This window comes from Kribbella sp. NPDC050281 (genome assembly GCF_040655855.1).
Taxonomy (GTDB): Bacteria; Actinomycetota; Actinomycetes; order Propionibacteriales; family Kribbellaceae; genus Kribbella.
The window spans coordinates 22238-35002 of the sequence record NZ_JBFAKS010000055.1 but is presented as its reverse complement, the minus strand read 5'-3'; the positions used below and the strand labels follow the sequence as shown (position 1 = coordinate 35002).

Annotated in this window: 16 protein-coding genes; 7 read left to right on the top strand and 9 right to left on the bottom strand. The window is 68.2% G+C overall.

The window, feature by feature from the left end; all coding sequences use genetic code 11:
- Nucleotides 1–93 precede the first annotated feature (93 nt).
- Entirely contained in the window at nt 94–624 is a 531-nt protein-coding gene (locus AB0I34_RS39545; protein WP_360456195.1) for a hypothetical protein, read from the top strand.
- Here AB0I34_RS39545 and AB0I34_RS39540 read toward each other — a convergent pair.
- Nucleotides 615–1586, bottom strand: a complete 972-nt coding sequence (locus AB0I34_RS39540; RefSeq protein ID WP_360456192.1) for a YafY family protein — start codon at nt 1584–1586, stop codon at nt 615–617. The genes AB0I34_RS39545 and AB0I34_RS39540 overlap by 10 nt on opposite strands.
- Before the next feature lie 53 nt (nt 1587–1639).
- Here AB0I34_RS39540 and AB0I34_RS39535 point away from each other — a divergent pair, with 53 nt between their 5' ends.
- Nucleotides 1640–2209, top strand: a complete 570-nt coding sequence (locus AB0I34_RS39535; RefSeq protein ID WP_360456189.1) for a TIGR03086 family metal-binding protein — start codon at nt 1640–1642, stop codon at nt 2207–2209.
- Here AB0I34_RS39535 and AB0I34_RS39530 read toward each other — a convergent pair.
- Genes AB0I34_RS39530 through AB0I34_RS39520 form a run of 3 tightly spaced genes read right to left on the bottom strand, consistent with a single transcriptional unit; the run spans nt 2206 to nt 5339 of the window.
- A complete protein-coding gene (locus AB0I34_RS39530) occupies nt 2206–2961 on the bottom strand; it encodes an SDR family oxidoreductase (RefSeq protein ID WP_360456187.1) in 756 nt (251 codons plus the stop codon). The genes AB0I34_RS39535 and AB0I34_RS39530 overlap by 4 nt on opposite strands.
- Nucleotides 2961–4181: an acetyl-CoA C-acetyltransferase gene (locus tag AB0I34_RS39525; RefSeq protein ID WP_360456184.1), complete on the bottom strand. Its 1221-nt coding sequence runs from the start codon at nt 4179–4181 to the stop codon at nt 2961–2963. Before AB0I34_RS39525 ends, AB0I34_RS39530 begins: the two co-directional genes overlap by 1 nt.
- Nucleotides 4182–4193: 12 nt before the next feature.
- Nucleotides 4194–5339, bottom strand: a complete 1146-nt coding sequence (locus AB0I34_RS39520; protein WP_360456181.1) for an acyl-CoA dehydrogenase family protein — start codon at nt 5337–5339, stop codon at nt 4194–4196.
- 73 nt (nt 5340–5412) lie between these two features.
- Between AB0I34_RS39520 and AB0I34_RS39515 the strand changes: the two genes are divergently transcribed.
- Nucleotides 5413–6012 carry a TetR/AcrR family transcriptional regulator gene (locus AB0I34_RS39515; RefSeq protein ID WP_360456178.1) on the top strand — a complete coding sequence of 200 codons (600 nt, stop codon included), beginning with the start codon at nt 5413–5415 and terminating at the stop codon, nt 6010–6012.
- A gap of 56 nt (nt 6013–6068) precedes the next feature.
- Here the strand turns inward: AB0I34_RS39515 and AB0I34_RS39510 are convergent, their stop codons facing one another.
- Nucleotides 6069–6644, bottom strand: coding sequence for a YceI family protein (locus AB0I34_RS39510; RefSeq protein ID WP_360456175.1), 576 nt, complete (start codon nt 6642–6644; stop codon nt 6069–6071).
- 127 nt (nt 6645–6771) lie between these two features.
- Here AB0I34_RS39510 and AB0I34_RS39505 point away from each other — a divergent pair, with 127 nt between their 5' ends.
- Complete coding sequence (locus tag AB0I34_RS39505; RefSeq protein WP_360456172.1) at nt 6772–7236, top strand: MarR family transcriptional regulator; 465 nt, start codon at nt 6772–6774, stop codon at nt 7234–7236.
- Between the two features lie 41 nt (nt 7237–7277).
- On the opposite strand, the gene AB0I34_RS39500 is transcribed toward AB0I34_RS39505, so the two are convergent.
- Complete coding sequence (locus AB0I34_RS39500; protein WP_360456169.1) at nt 7278–8645, bottom strand: NAD(P)/FAD-dependent oxidoreductase; 1368 nt, start codon at nt 8643–8645, stop codon at nt 7278–7280.
- Nucleotides 8646–8737: 92 nt separating this feature from the next.
- Between AB0I34_RS39500 and AB0I34_RS39495 the strand changes: the two genes are divergently transcribed.
- Both AB0I34_RS39495 and AB0I34_RS39490 read left to right on the top strand, forming a co-directional pair.
- Nucleotides 8738–9190, top strand: coding sequence for a MarR family transcriptional regulator (locus tag AB0I34_RS39495; RefSeq protein ID WP_360456166.1), 453 nt, complete (start codon nt 8738–8740; stop codon nt 9188–9190).
- A 54-nt stretch (nt 9191–9244) separates the two neighbouring features.
- Nucleotides 9245–10111 carry an aminoglycoside phosphotransferase family protein gene (locus AB0I34_RS39490; RefSeq protein WP_360456163.1) on the top strand — a complete coding sequence of 289 codons (867 nt, stop codon included), beginning with the start codon at nt 9245–9247 and terminating at the stop codon, nt 10109–10111.
- Here the strand turns inward: AB0I34_RS39490 and AB0I34_RS39485 are convergent.
- From AB0I34_RS39485 to AB0I34_RS39475, 3 genes are read right to left on the bottom strand one after another with little or no spacing between them, the layout of a single operon-like run.
- Entirely contained in the window at nt 10108–10734 is a 627-nt protein-coding gene (locus AB0I34_RS39485; protein WP_360456160.1) for a dihydrofolate reductase family protein, read from the bottom strand. The two genes, AB0I34_RS39490 and AB0I34_RS39485, sit on opposite strands and share 4 nt — an antisense overlap.
- Nucleotides 10731–11207 (bottom strand): SRPBCC domain-containing protein, encoded by a 477-nt coding sequence (locus tag AB0I34_RS39480; RefSeq protein ID WP_360456157.1) that lies wholly within the window; start codon nt 11205–11207, stop codon nt 10731–10733. Before AB0I34_RS39480 ends, AB0I34_RS39485 begins: the two co-directional genes overlap by 4 nt.
- Nucleotides 11204–11542: a metalloregulator ArsR/SmtB family transcription factor gene (locus tag AB0I34_RS39475; protein WP_360456154.1), complete on the bottom strand. Its 339-nt coding sequence runs from the start codon at nt 11540–11542 to the stop codon at nt 11204–11206. Before AB0I34_RS39475 ends, AB0I34_RS39480 begins: the two co-directional genes overlap by 4 nt.
- 167 nt (nt 11543–11709) lie before the next feature.
- Here AB0I34_RS39475 and AB0I34_RS39470 point away from each other — a divergent pair, with 167 nt between their 5' ends.
- Complete coding sequence (locus AB0I34_RS39470) at nt 11710–12750, top strand: alpha/beta hydrolase family protein (RefSeq protein WP_360456151.1); 1041 nt, start codon at nt 11710–11712, stop codon at nt 12748–12750.
- Nucleotides 12751–12765: the final 15 nt, after the last annotated feature.

Genomic DNA, 12765 nt, shown 5'->3' with positions numbered 1-12765 from the left:
GTGCCATCGTGCTGGGACACGACGGGGTCACCGGCGGCGGGGAGTCCGAATCCTCTTGACACCTCCCGGGTGCGTCAGGAGTAAATAGCAGCTATGGAAATTACCGATGGCGCTGCCGCAGCCCGGGTCCTGGCCGGGCTGATGGTGTCGGACGGACCTCGTCCGGAGTACGCCGAAGCGTTCGCGCCGTTCGCCCCACTGATCGGCAGTTGGGACCTCGACGTCTCCTGGTACGACGAGACCGGCGCGGTCACCCGGACGACCAAGGGTGAGTGGCACTTCGCCTGGGCGCTCGACGGCCGCGCGGTCGCCGACATCTGGATCACGCCGAGCCGGGCCGCCCGGACGGTCGACGGTGATGGCGAGTGGGGCTTGTCGATCCGCATCCACGACCCCGAGCTGAACGCCTTTCGCTCAACCTGGATGGGTCCGAAGGCCGCCTTCGTGATGCCCTTCGTCGCCCACGCGACCGAGGACACGATCACGCTCGAGTCCCAGACCGCCAAGACCCGGTGGGCCTTCACCGGCGTCACGGAGACCGGCTTCCACTGGCGCAACGAGGACGAAGATGCCGACGGCAACTTCATCCTCCGCCAGACCTTCGTGGCCAGACGTCAGCCGTAGGTCGCGATCGCCTCGGTCGCGAGCTCCAGCAGCCGGGTCCGCAGCTCGACCGGCTCGACCACTTCAACGTCGCTCCCGAAAGCGAGCAGCAGACCGCACGCTGCCTCGCGGACACGGAAGTGCAGGGCGAGGTGCGGCCACTCGTCCTCCGCGGGTACGTCGCGGATCCTCGTCCCCTTGGCCACCATGGGCGTGGCGATCCGGCGGATCACCTCAACCCGCTCCGGGTGCACCCGGACCTCCACCTCCACGCCGACAGGAGCATGCCGCTCGAGCCCGGATCGCAGCCGCTCCCATTCCGCCCGGACATCCAGTCCGTCCGGTCGTTCAGCGGCCTCCTCGAGGATGTCGGCCTTCTCGACCCGGGACACGCGGTACATCCGCGCCGCGCCACGATGCGCCGCGACGAGATACCACCGCCCGGCCTGCTCGACCAGCCCCCACGGATCGACGGTACGGCGCTGATGCCCTTCACTCGCGGACGCGTACTGCAGTCGCACCCGTCTCCGCGTCACCACCGCCTGCCGCAGTACCGGCAGCGCCCCGATGTCCTCGGCCTCCGCGAACCAGCGACGCCGATCCACCACGATCGCACCCGACAACGCATCGGCGTCGTCCTGCAACTCCAGGGGCAATGTGGCCGACAGCTTGCCCATCGCGGACTGCAACGCATCCCGCAGACCCAGCTCGTCGGACAACGCCGACCGCCCCGACCAGGCAAACAACGCCTGCGCCTCCCGTGGCGTCAACTCGCTGACATCAGCCCGATACCCCGGCAGCAGCACGCAGCCACCGTTGCGCCCACGCTCGGTGTAGACGGGTACGCCGGCCGCCGACAACGCCTCCATGTCGCGCATCACCGTCCGCGTCGACACTTCCAGGCGCTCGGCCAACTCCCGCGCACTCAACCGCGCATGCCGCTGCAACAGCAGAATGGTCTGCAACAACCGGTCGGCTCGCACGAGTTCAGGATATGCGACAGAAGATGTCGCATATACCCCGCGAGGCTGTCGTCATGAACACCAACGATCCCCGTCCGATGCTCATCCGTGCTCTCGACCAGACGCAGCACCTGATCGACACCACCGGTCCCGACGACCTCGACCGGCCGACCCCCTGCCCGGAGTACGACGTCAACACCCTGCTGGGTCACCTGCTCACCGTCGTCGGCCGGATCGACCTGGCGCTGAACGGTGGTAACGCGCTCGACATACCGCACATCACCACCGGCGTCGACGACGTTCCGGCCGAGTGGAAGCAGCGCCGTACCGCGCTCGACGAGACGCTGGCGGCCGACGGCGTACTCGACCGCACCTGCAAGTTGCCGTGGGCAACGCTTCCGGGCGCGGCCGCGATCGCTGCCTACACCACCGAGCTCACCATGCACTCGTGGGACCTGGCGAAGGCGACCGATCGCCTCGGACAGCTCGACGACGCGCTGGCGACGTACTGCCTGCCGCTCGTCCACCAGTTCGTCCCGGCCGACCACCGTGGCGGACCCATCCCGTTCGGCCCCGTCGTACCGGTCGCCGATGACGCGTCGCCGTACGACCAACTGGCCGGCTGGCAGGGCCGGACGCCCTAACCGACGATCCCGCCGTTGAGGGTGAGGCCGCCGTCGATTGTGATCGTCTGACCGGTGATCCACGACGACTCGTCCGACAGCAGGAACCACACCAGCGAGGCCACGTCCTCCGGCGTACCCAACCGACGCAACGGGTACGTCGAGGCGACCTTGTCCTCACGGCCTTCGTAGAGGGCTCCGGCGAACTTGGTCTTGACCACCGCCGGAGCCACCGCGTTGACCCGGATCTCCGGTGCCAGCTCGACCGCCAGCTCGGCGGTCACCCGCGACACCATCGCCTTGGTCGCGCCGTACCAGCCGATGCCCGGCGACGGCGCCAGGCCGGCCACCGAGGACAGGTTGACCACGGCGCCGCCGTGCGCGCGCATCCAGGCGTCCCGGCACGCCTTCACCCAGGCGATCGCGGCCAGCACGTTGGTGTCGACCATCTTGGCCGCGACCGCCTGGTCGACGTCGAGCAACTTGCCGTAGATCGGGTTGATGCCGGCGTTGTTCACCAGCAGGTCCACCGACCCGTACGTCGCGACCGCCGCGGCCACCACGGTCGCCCGGTGCTCGGGATCCGCGGCCTTCCCGGCGACCGCGAGCGCGTGCTCCCGGCCACCCAGGGACTCGACTGCCTCGTCGAGCGTCTCCTGGGTACGGCCGGTGATCACCACGCGCGCACCATCGGCCACCAGGCGACGCGCAACTGCCAGCCCGATGCCCCGGGAGGCTCCGGTGACGATCGCCGTACGGTTCTCCAGGCTCATCAGCTGAGGCGCTCGAGGACGACCGCCATGCCCTGGCCGCCGCCGACGCACATGGTCTCCAGGCCGAACTGCTTGTCCTCGAACTGCAGCCCGTTCACCAGCGTGGTCATGATCCGCGCACCGGTCGAGCCGAACGGATGCCCGAGCGCGATCGCGCCGCCGTGCACGTTCAGCTTGTCCTCGTCGATGCCGAGCTCACGCGCCGAGCCGATCACCTGGACCGCGAAAGCCTCGTTGATCTCGACCAGGTCGATGTCGTTGATGCTCATGCCGGCCCGCGCCAGCGCCTGCTTCGACGCCTCCACCGGACCGAGGCCCATGATCTCCGGCGACAGACCGCTCACGCCGGTCGACACGATCCGCGCGAGCGGGGTCAGGCCGAGCTCACGTGCCTTGGTGTCGCTCATGATCACGACCGCGGCGGCACCGTCGTTCAGCGGGCAGCAGTTGCCGGCTGTGACCGTGCCGTTCGGCCGGAACACCGGCTTGAGGCCACTGACGCCTTCCAGCGTCGTCCCCGCCCGCGGTCCGTCGTCCTTGCTCACCACAGTTCCGTCCGGCAGCGTCACCGGCGTGATCTCGCGCGCGAAGAAGCCGTTGCCGATCGCCTTCTCGGCCAGGTTCTGCGAGCGGACGCCGAACGCGTCCTGCTCCGCGCGGGAGATGCCCCTGAGCGTCGCCACGTTCTCCGCGGTCTGGCCCATCGCGATGTAGACGTCCGGGATCTGCCCGTCCTCGCGCGGGTCGTGCCAGGTGTCGTTGGTCTCGGCGTACTTCTCGGTCCGCTGCACCGCGTCGGTGAAGACCGGGTTGAACGAACTCGGGTCACCGACCCCGGCCGAGCCGAAGTTCTTGTACCGCGACACGCACTCGACGCCGGCGCTGACGAAGATGTCGCCCTCACCGGACTTGATCGCATGGAAGGCCATCCGCGCGGTCTGCGTCGACGACGCGCAGAACCGGTTGACCGTCGTCGCCGGGGTGTTGTCCCAGCCGAGCTGGATCGCGACCCGGCGGGCCATGTTGCCGCCGTGTTCGTCGTGCGGCTCCGCACACCCGAGCGCCAGGTCCTCGATCTGGTCGCCGGTCAGCCCGACCTTGCCGACCGCCGCCTGGATCATCTGTACGGCGAGGTCGTCCGGCCGGATCGTGGTCATCGATCCCTTGTACGCGCGGCCGATCGGCGAGCGGGCCGTGGACACGATCACTGCTTCAGGCACAACGCTTCCCTTCTACAGGCCGAGGTCACGGCCGATGAGCTCTTTCATGATCTCGTTCGAGCCGGCCCAGATCTTCGTCACCCGGGCGTCCCGCCAAGCACGGGCGACGCGGTACTCATTCATGTAGCCGTAGCCGCCGTGCAGTTGCACGCACGCGTCCAGGATCTCGTTCTGCACCTGGGCGGCCCACCATTTGGCCTTGGCCGCGTCCACCGCGGACAGCCGGTCCTCGTCGTGCGCGACGATCGCGTTGTCGACGTACGCCTGGGTGACCTCGGCCTTGGTGACGAGTTCGGCGACCAGGAACTTGTTGTACTGGAACGAGCCAACCGGCTGGCCGAACGCCTTGCGCTGCTTCACGTAGTCGATCGTCTCGGCCAGGATCTGGGTCGCCTGCGCGATGTTCGACACCGCGGCACCGACCCGCTCCTGGGCCAGTCGCTCCATCATGTGGATGAAGCCGCGGTCGACCTCGCCGAGCACGTTGTCGTCACCGACGAACACGTCGGAGAAGAACAGTTCCGACGTACCGGACTCGGTCTGGCCGACCTTGTCCAGTTTGCGGCCGCGGGCGAAGCCCTCCATGCCCTCCTCGATCACGAACAGCGTGATGCCCTTCGCGCCCTTGGCCGGGTCGGTCCGGGCGGCCACGATGACCAGGTCGGCCATGTCGCCGTTGGTGATGAAGGTCTTCGACCCGTTCACCACCCAGCCGCCGTCGGCCTTCTTGGCGCTCGTCTTCAGCGCGGCCAGGTCCGATCCGCCGGACGGCTCGGTCATCGCGATCGCAGCGACGTACTCACCGGAGCAGAACTTCGGCAGCCAGCGCTGCTTCTGCTCCTCGGTGCCCAGATCGACGATGTACGGCGCGCAGCAGTCGAAGTGGATACCGAAGCAACTGGACAGCGACGCGGAGACCTTGGACACCTCCTCGGCGAAGACCGCGTTGAACCGGTAGTCGCCGACACTCGAACCGCCGTACTCCTCCGGCACGTCGAGACCGAGGAAGCCCTGCTTGCCGGCCTCGAGCCAGGCGGCCCGGTCGACCGTCTTCTCCTCGAGGAACTGCTCCATCCGCGGCACCAGCGAACGGTCGCAGTACTCCTTCGCACTGGCCCGGAAAGCGTGGTGATCCTCGTTGAAGATGACGCGCTCCATGGGGCCTCCCCGCGGGCTGAGATTCGTGGCTAAGCGCTTGCTTAGCTTCGCCCGTCCGGTGCATGGTGTCAACGTGTCCGCAGTCACGAGTCCCCTGGTCTGGGAGCATGTCCAGCCGGCCGCCGCACGCCGGCTGCTGACCGGCGCCGTCGACGCCTTCGCAGAGCGCGGGTTCCAGGCGACCACCACGCGCGACATCGCCTCCCTCGCCGGGATGAGCCCGGCCGCGCTCTACGTGCATTACCCGTCCAAGGAGCGCCTGCTCTTCGAGATCAGCCTGTACGGACACAACGCAGCGTTGGAGGTACTGCGTTCCGCCGACACCGGTCCCACCCCCGCGGACCGCCTCCGCTCACTTGTCTCTGCCTTCACGGCGTGGCACGCGCAGCATCACACGATCGCCCGCGTCGTGCAGTACGAGCTGGCCGCTCTGTCGCCCGAGCACCTCGCCGAGGTCGCGACCATCCGCCGGGCCATCTCAACGCAGATCGAGCAGGTCCTGACGGACGGCGTACACGACGGCTCGTTCGCGGTGACGGACCTGCCGGGGACGACACTCGCCGTACTCTCGCTGTCCATCGACGTGGCCCGGTGGTACACGCCACACCGGGCAGATCCGGAGGCGTTGGGCAAGCTGTACGCCGACCTCGCGCACCGGATGGTCCAGACGTAGGAAGACCCCGCACCCACCCGGTGCGGGGTCTTTCCGACGCTACGTCAGCCGAAGTGTCAGGCCTGCAGAGCCGCCTGGACGTCCAGGTGGATGTCGACCTTGTCACCGATCAGCAGCTTGCCACCCTCGAGCGGCACGTTGAAGTCGATGCCCCAGTCCTTGCGGCTGATCGAGGTGGAGGCCTCGAAGCCGATGATGGTCTGGCCGTAGGCGTTCTGGTCCACGCCGAGGAACTCGACAGCGAGCTCGACCGGCTTGGTGACGTTCTTGATGGTCAGCTCGCCGGCCAGGATGTAGTCGTCACCCTCCGGCTTGAAGGCGGTGCTGGCAAAGGTCATCTTCGGGCTGTTCTCGGCGTCGAAGAAGTCGCCGGAACGCAGGTGCCCGTCACGCTGCTCGCTGCGGGTGTGCACGGAGGCCAGCTCGACGGTCACGGTGGCCGTCGACTCCTCCAGCGAGTCCTTCACGACGATCTCGCCGGCGTACTCCTGGAAGGTGCCGCGGACCTTGGTCATCAGGTGGCGGACGGTGAAGCCGATCTCGGTGTGGGCGGTGTCGAGGGCGTAGGTGCCGGCGACCAGGCCGGGGATGCTGCTGGTCGGGGTCGTGCCGGCATTGATGGTCTCGCTCATGGGTTCCTCTCGGAGGGGGCGTACTGGTCGGGGGCGACGCAGCGTGGAGGTTTAAACTTCAATCTCTTACTGCGACAGTAGTGAGGAACGGTTTAAAAGTCAATTACATTCCCGGTACACTGATCCCGTGACGACGACGACTGAGACCCGGTGGCTCGACGCTGAGCAGCAGGTGGCGTGGCGTGCGTACCTGCTGGGGACCGCACGCCTGATGGCGAAACTGGACGACGACCTGCGTCAGTTCGGCCTGGGTATCAACGACTACGAGATCCTGGTCCGGCTCTCCGAGGCGCCCGACCGGCGGCTGCGGATGGCCGACCTGGCCGACCGGCTGCACCAGAGCCGCTCCCGCCTGACCCACACCGTGGGCCGGCTGGAGACCGCCGAGCTGGTCCGCCGTACGTCCTGCACCAGCGACAAGCGCGGCGTCTGGGCCGAGCTGACCGAGGCCGGTCTCCAGCTGCTCGAGCAGGCCGCGCCGTACCACGTGGAGGGCGTCCGGGAGAACCTGGTCGACCTGGCCACCTCCGAGGACTTCGTGGCGGTCGGCCGCGTCTTCGACGCCGTGTCGGAGCACATCGGCCAGCGCTGACCTGCTGACAGTCACCGGCCCGATCGCTTCGGGCCGGCTTGTCAGCGTGCGGTCGGGGCCGGGCTGATCTCCAGAGCCAGTTCGTCACGGTCAGCCCCGCGGTAGGCGAGCATCGAGTCACGCATCCGCCGCTTCACCGGCGGCAGGTGGTTGACCGCCCGCATCGCGGTGCGCATCCCGGCCAGCGCCAGCCGCCCGATCACCGGCTTGTACACCGGGTCGTCGGACGTCATCTGCGCCCGAGACTTCAGTACGGCGTCGAAGCCGTACTCGATCATCTTCGCCTCGTACGCCCGTACCGCCGGGATCAACTCCTGGCGACCGTCACGCACCTCGATCAGCTGCCGGCACAGGTTCACCGCGTCCCTCAACGCGGTGTTCGCCCCGACGCCGCGCCCCGGCGTCATCGTGTGAATGGCGTCGCCGAGCAGCGTCACGTTCGTCGTCTGCCACGGCTCGAGTGGGACCGAGGTCCAGATGTTCACCGGGAAGCAGGTGCCGGGGTCGGCCAGCTCGAACAGCCGCCGCAGATTCGGATGCCAGTGCGGTGTGAGCCGGAGGGCGACGTCGATCAGCTCCTGCCCTCGCAGCTCCATGATGTTGCCGGGCATCGTGTCCCTGGTCGCCGACAGGCCCCAGTTGATGTAGTCGCGGGTGTTGTCGAACTGCAGCCCGGGCCAGCGCCGGATCAACTCCTCGGTGTTGCCGCCGATCCCGCTCTTCACGTTGCCGTCACGGTCCCACTGGAACTCCATCACGTGCAGGATGCAGGCCAGCCCGTGCGGCGCGTTGACCATCGAGATGCCCTCGAACACCTTCGGCGGCACCAGCTTCGCGCTCTCCGCGGTAATCGGCAGCTTCCCCGCGATCGCGATGATCCCGGTCTCCTCGGTCTTGGCCTGCGGCAGGTACTGGCGTCGTACCCGCGAGCCCGAGCCGTCGGCGGCCACCAGCAGGTCACCGGTCGCCTGGGTGCCATCGGCGAAGTACGCCGTCACCTGGTCGCCGTGCTGCTCGAAGCGAGTGAACTCCTTGCCGAACTCGACCACGTCGTCCAGACCGGTGAGCAACACCTGTCGCAGCGTCATCCGGCTGATCGACTTCTCGCTCTCGACCGGGCCGGTCGATTCCGGCAGGTCGAACGACAGGACCTCCTTCAGGTCCTCGGTGAGCATGGTGAAGTACTTCGGGTCACGCGCCTTGGTCGCCACGAAAGTGTCGTACAGGTCGGCCGGCAGCAGCGCGTGCAGCGCCCGGCTGCCATCTGGGTCGATCCCGACCCGGTAGCCGTGCAGCCCGTCGGTCCGGAGCTCGTCCCGCTCGAACACGGTCACGCCGATGCCGGCCCGCTTCAGCCCGTGCGCCAGCGCCAGCCCGCCGGTCCCGCCACCGATCACCAGCACCTTCATCGCTCTCTCCTTTATCTCGGCTGTTCAAGTATCTTGGTGTTCCGAGTATCTTGGATGCCCGAGAGAAATGCAAGCCCTATGCTGAGGTGGCCATGACCAGTGCCAGAGAAGAGCTCGCCGGCGAGATCCAGCAGCGGATGATCCACCTGATCGCGAGCGTCGTACTGTTCAACCACGCGGTCTCCGCGAAGGTCGGTCTGGGCGCCAGCGACTCCCAGTTCATGACGCTGCTGCAGACTTACGGACCGCTGACTCCGAGGGAGCTCGCCGAGCACACCGGCCTCACCTCCGGCACGGTCACAGGTGTCATCGACCGGCTCGAGGCACACGGCTTCGTCACCCGTCGACCGGATCCCGGTGATCGCCGCAAGGTCGTGGTCACGCCGTCGACGGAGGCGATCCAGGACAAGCTCGTCCCGCTGTACGCCGAGCAGGCCGAGCGCATGCACGCGGTCCTGGCGTCGCGAAGCACTGAGGAACTGCGGACCATCTCCGCCTTCCTCGCGGACGCGGTCGGCAACTCGCAGCCGGTCAAGGATGTTTAGCCGATAGCTAAAGCCTTTGATGTGCCTTCACTGCACCCCGGAGAATCTCGTCGCGTGACGGACATTCACGAAGACGGCCGGGCCGGCATCGACGCGACACTGGTACGGCGGCTGATCGCGACGCAGTTCCCGCAGTGGGCCGAGCTGGCGGTGACGCCGGTCAAGGTCGATGGCTGGGACAACCGGACGTACCGGCTCGGCGAAGACCTGACCGCGCGTCTGCCGACGCACGAGAGCTACACCGCCGCGGTGCACAAGGAGCACGAGTGGCTGCCGAAGCTGGCTCCGGTCCTGCCCGTGCCGATCCCCGAGGCGGTCGCGAAGGGCTCACCGGGCCAGGGGTATCCGTTCCACTGGGCCATCCGGCGCTGGCTGGACGGCGCCACCGCGTCCTACGAGACCGTTGCCGACCTCAACGAATTCGCGCGGTCGATCGCCGGGTTCATCCTCGCGTTGCAGGGTGCGGACGCCACGGGTGGACCGGCGGCGGGTGCGCACAGCTTCTACCGCGGTGCGCCGCCGGAGCACTACCACGACGAGACCGTCGAGGCGCTCAGCGTGCTGAAGGGACGGATCGACACCGACCTGGCGCGCGATGTCTGGGATGCGGCGCTGGCGACGTCGTGGGACCGGCCGCCGGTGTGGTTCCACGGAGACATCGCGAGCGGGAACCTGCTGGTGAAGGACGGCCGGCTGTCCGCTGTCATCGACTTCGGCACCTCAGGCGTCGGCGACCCGGCGTGCGATCTGGTGATCGCGTACACGTTCTTCTCCGGTGACTCCCGCGTCGCCTTCCGGGAGGCCGTCGGGCAGGACGCCGGGACCTGGGCGCGCGCCCGTGGCTGGGCGCTGTGGAAGGCCCTCATCACGACAGACCTTCCAGTCGTCGAACGCGTTCTGGCGGACCACCAGGCCGGCTAGACGAAGGCCGCCACGCCTTCGTACTCCCCGAGTGGAGCGGCGCCGGTCGCGTCGTACTGCAGGATCACCAGGCCGTTCGGCGTCACTTCGTGCTCGGTGATGTGGAGTCCGGTCGGCGCACTCGGGTGATCGAGCAGTCGTCGCCCGGAGCCGATCACGGTCGGGGCGACGACGAGTCGGAGCGTGTCGACGAGACCCGCCGCCAGCAGCGCGTTGCCGAGTCGAGCACTCCCGTGGATCTGGAGCTCCCGTCCTGGCTGGGCCTTGAGTTCGCCGACGGTCTGGACGGGATCGCCACGGAGCACGGTGGTCGGGTTCCAGGTGCCTTCGGCGAGGGTGTTGGTGACGACGTACTTCGGCAACCCGTTCATCCGCACGGTGAACGGGTCGTCCGGGTCGGTGATCTGCGGCCAGTCCCGGGCGAACGCCTCGTACGTCCGGCGACCGAGCAGCAGTCCGTCGGCGAGGTCGAGCCAGTCCGAGGTACGCCGTACGAAGGCTTCGTCCAGGTAGGGCACGAGCCAGCCGCCACGGGTGAAGCCGTCGCTGGTGTCCTCGGTCGACGAGCCAGGACCTTGGCTGACCCCGTCGAGGGTGACGAACTCCGTGAGTACGAGCTTCACCGCGCGGCCTCGCGCTCGGCGATGGCGGCGAGTTGCTTGGTGACCGCGCCCCACCCGTCGGCGAAGCCGAGCTCCTCATGGCGGGCGCGGGCCGCCGGATCGCCGTGGCGGACGATGACCCGGTAGTCGGTGCCGTCCTGGTGGTCCGCCAGTGTGATCTCGGCCGTCATCAGGACCGGCGCAGGTTGTGCGGGACGCCAGGAGCTGTCGAGCGCGGTCGTGAACACGATGCGCTCCAGCTCGTCGACGACGACGAAGCAGGCGTCGAGATGTGGGCCGAACTCCGTGCCGTCACCGCTCAGCCGAGTCACGAGCGCACCGCCGGGACGAGGCTCCAGGCGCTCCACCCGGCACACGGCCGGCGCCGGAACCCACCATTTCTCGAAGCGGGACGGATCGGTCCACGCGCGCCAGACCACCGCACGCGGCGCGCGGATGACGCGGTCCACCGTCAGGTCGAGATCGGGGTTCATGAATGCTCCTCCATCGGATCGGTGACGAATCGTTCGAGCCGGTCGGTACGGTCGGCCCAGATCCGGCGCTGTTCCGCGAGCCAGTCGTCGACCAGCGCGAGCCGGTCCCGGTCGAGCACGCAGGTGCGCACCCGGCCGACCTTCACCGTGCGGATCAGGCCGTTGCTCTCCAGCGTCCGGACGTGCTTCATGAACGACGGCAGGGTCATCGGGAACTCGGCGGCGAGCTCGCCTACACTCGTCGGCCCGCGGCCGAGGCGCCGAATCACGCTGCGTCGGGTCGGGTCGGCGAGCGCGACGAACACACCGTCGACCTCCGCCGAATACTGTGCCATGAGGCTAAGTATTGCCACAACCAAACACTTAGATCAAGGGCTAAGTGTTTGGGAGCGTCAGAACCCACCCGCTGCCCCGGGCCGTGGCCTTGCCGCGGTGCCGCGAGTGGATTAGCGTCTCGGCGACGCACCTGAGCAGAATTCCGCACCGCCCCCGGAGGTCTCTCATGACGACACGTCCCAGCTCGACTCGGCATCCGAGGTCTCTGCGCCGGCGAGTACTGCTCGTCCTGGCGGTGATCCTCGCTCTCTGGCCGCTCGCACCCGCGGACGCCGCGATGGCGGCGATGGCAACGACGGCGGCTCCTTCCCTCGAGACCAGACACTCCCGCGGCGCGGAGGTCGTCGCCGTCACGCAGGTCGCCGATCGACTGGTCGACCTGTCGGTACGGTCCGAGGCTCTCGGCGGCCGGACCGTGAAGGTCCGGCTGATGACACCGGACGGATGGAATCCCGCCGACCGCGGCCGCCACTGGCCGACGTTCTGGCTGCTGCACGGCTGCTGTGGTGACTACACCTCGTGGACGGGGACCGACATCGCCACGATCGACAGCCTGCGGAAGGTTCTCGTGGTGATGCCGGAGGCCGGATGGAACGGCTGGTACAGCAACTGGTGGAACTACGGCGCGGGCGGCGACCCGGCGTGGGAGACCTTCCACACCGTCGAGCTGCGCCACCTGCTGGAGCGCGACTGGGGCGCCGGGGCCAACCGCGTCGTGGCCGGGCTGTCCATGGGCGGTCAGGGCGCACTGCTGTACGCCGCTCGGCACCCGGGGATGTTCCGCGCGGTGGCGGCGTACTCCGGCTCCGCGCACCCGCTGCTGAACGACGAGTCCGTCAACCGGATCATGGGGTTCTTCGCTGGCCAGGGCAACGACCCGCTGCGCGTCTGGGGTGATCCGGTCGCACAGCGAGACATCTGGGCGGCCCACGACCCCTACTACCTCGCGCACCGCCTCAAGTCGTTGCCGGTCTACCTGTCCTGCGGCGACGGCACCGCAGGACCGTTCGACCCACCCGGCAAGACGGATGCACTAGAGGCCGACTTCAACCGCCAGAACCACGCTCTCGCCGCAGAACTCGACCGCGTGGGTGCGAAACACCTGACGACCAACTTCTACGGACCCGGCACTCATGGCTGGGCCTACTGGCAACGCGAACTCCACGCCTCTCTCCCGATGCTGCTGTCCGCCCTCCACGTCCACTGATCCGAAGGGCACCGG

Excerpts from the sequence above, each read along its gene's own strand:
- AB0I34_RS39500 (WP_360456169.1), bottom strand. The coding sequence starts at position 8,645 with ATGAAGGTGCTGGTGATCGGTGGCGGGACCGGCGGGCTGGCGCTGGCG.
- AB0I34_RS39475 (WP_360456154.1), bottom strand. The coding sequence starts at position 11,542 with ATGGCACAGTATTCGGCGGAGGTCGACGGTGTGTTCGTCGCGCTCGCC.
- AB0I34_RS39520 (WP_360456181.1), bottom strand. The coding sequence starts at position 5,339 with ATGGAGCGCGTCATCTTCAACGAGGATCACCACGCTTTCCGGGCCAGT.
- AB0I34_RS39480 (WP_360456157.1), bottom strand. The coding sequence starts at position 11,207 with ATGAACCCCGATCTCGACCTGACGGTGGACCGCGTCATCCGCGCGCCG.
- AB0I34_RS39545 (WP_360456195.1), top strand. The coding sequence starts at position 94 with ATGGAAATTACCGATGGCGCTGCCGCAGCCCGGGTCCTGGCCGGGCTG.
- AB0I34_RS39530 (WP_360456187.1), bottom strand. The coding sequence starts at position 2,961 with ATGAGCCTGGAGAACCGTACGGCGATCGTCACCGGAGCCTCCCGGGGC.
- AB0I34_RS39470 (WP_360456151.1), top strand. The coding sequence starts at position 11,710 with ATGACGACACGTCCCAGCTCGACTCGGCATCCGAGGTCTCTGCGCCGG.
- AB0I34_RS39495 (WP_360456166.1), top strand. The coding sequence starts at position 8,738 with ATGACCAGTGCCAGAGAAGAGCTCGCCGGCGAGATCCAGCAGCGGATG.
- AB0I34_RS39535 (WP_360456189.1), top strand. The coding sequence starts at position 1,640 with ATGAACACCAACGATCCCCGTCCGATGCTCATCCGTGCTCTCGACCAG.
- AB0I34_RS39510 (WP_360456175.1), bottom strand. The coding sequence starts at position 6,644 with ATGAGCGAGACCATCAATGCCGGCACGACCCCGACCAGCAGCATCCCC.